Source organism: Streptomyces sp. NPDC017890 (assembly GCF_044328675.1).
GTDB lineage: Bacteria > Actinomycetota > Actinomycetes > Streptomycetales > Streptomycetaceae > Streptomyces.
Genome location: NZ_JBIRHU010000153.1, coordinates 1 through 1,307, shown reverse-complemented (window position 1 = coordinate 1,307; position 1,307 = coordinate 1). Strand labels below are relative to the sequence as shown.

Annotated in this window: 2 protein-coding genes; one reads left to right on the top strand and one right to left on the bottom strand. The window is 60.4% G+C overall.

Annotated features, from left to right (window positions below; all coding sequences use genetic code 11):
* On the top strand, positions 1–718 hold a 718-nt coding region (locus ACH4F2_RS36185), incomplete at its 5' end, for a phosphoadenosine phosphosulfate reductase family protein (protein ID WP_398136824.1).
* Between the two features lie 106 nt (positions 719–824).
* Here the strand turns inward: ACH4F2_RS36185 and ACH4F2_RS36180 are convergent.
* On the bottom strand, positions 825–992 hold the full coding sequence (locus ACH4F2_RS36180) for a hypothetical protein (RefSeq protein WP_003941561.1): 168 nt from the start codon (positions 990–992) through the stop codon (positions 825–827).
* Between the last annotated feature and the right edge of the window lie 315 nt (positions 993–1,307).

Sequence of the window (1,307 nt, the reverse complement as noted above, 5' to 3'; positions counted from 1 at the left end):
CGGCGGCAAAGATTCACTCGTCGCCCTGCACCTGACCACAGCGGTCGAGCCGAACATTCCTGTCGTCTTCTTCGATTCAGGGCTCGAATACCCACAGACCTACGAGTACATCGCCGACCTCGCCGACGCATGGAACCTCAATCTCGAAGTGCACCGAGCCGACCCACCCCTGCTGACCGTCCTCGCGGACTCCGGCGAATGGGATCACCACCTGCCCACACGAGCGACGACGCGAGCGCTCCGCGACATTCTCATCGGAGCACCCTCACGCGCGGCACATCAGACTCACGGATCGGGCGAGATCTGGGGTGTACGTGCCGACGAATCAGCGAAAGGGACCGGACGCTGGTCGATGTACTACAACGCTCTCCGCGTCCGAGTTACCGAAGAATGCGTCGACTGCTGCACCACAGCAGCGCAGCAGCGACTCACACATGGCGGCGCCCTCGACCGAGCCGATGGCACACACGTTTTCGGGCCGGTCTGGGACTGGAGTAGCGAGGACATCTGGTCGCACATCGCCGCGCACGACCTTCCCGTCAACCCCGTCTACGACAAGCTCCGCCGCCTCGGCACGCCCGAGCAGCATCTACGGGTCTCACACATCCTTGACGGAGCGTTCCTCGAGCGCGGCCGCATCACCAGACTCAGACGCGGATGGCCGGCGCTTTTCGAAGAGCTAGCACGAGTCCTCCCTCGGATCCGTGAATTCGTCTGACCTCGAACCACATACGATCGAAGACAGGCCTGTCTTCAGCAGTATTGGGCTGCGCCCAAACAGTTTTCACCTGTCGAGAGGGAAGCTCCACGAATCCCTCAGCGATTTAGTTGTAATGGACCTCGACACCGGAGGCCGCCAGCGTCGCATAAACCAGGGCGTGCGTCGCAAAAACATTCGCTCGATCCACGTCCTTTTCGATCGCGTTGTCCGATAGTTCGGAGTAGTGCAAAGCTCGGATAGCCCACGTCGTCGAATCCTTGACTGTAGCCATGAGATTGCGCTCCTAAAATTGGTGGGTTCGTGTTGACCCGCTAAACCTTTCACACATGTGCAGCCGTCCGCGACCCCAGTTTGCAACTAGGCGTTGCCCTCTCACTACGGAGACAAAAACAGCAGCAGGTCGCCACCTCGACCAATCTCGTGGGGAATCTTCCCTCACAAGATCAGGACCGCCGATTGTGCTGCGGTCTAGGTCGGTGTGGCGACCTGCTGCTCGTCGCACATTCGAGATTAGCCGAGGGCTACGACACACCGATCAGAAAGGGTGCGACGGCGGGCTGCTTTCTCACGCTTTTGCGGCGCAGCG

Coding starts and splice junctions, on each gene's coding strand:
- ACH4F2_RS36180 (WP_003941561.1), bottom strand. CDS start 992: ATGGCTACAGTCAAGGATTCGACGACGTGGGCTATCCGAGCTTTGCAC.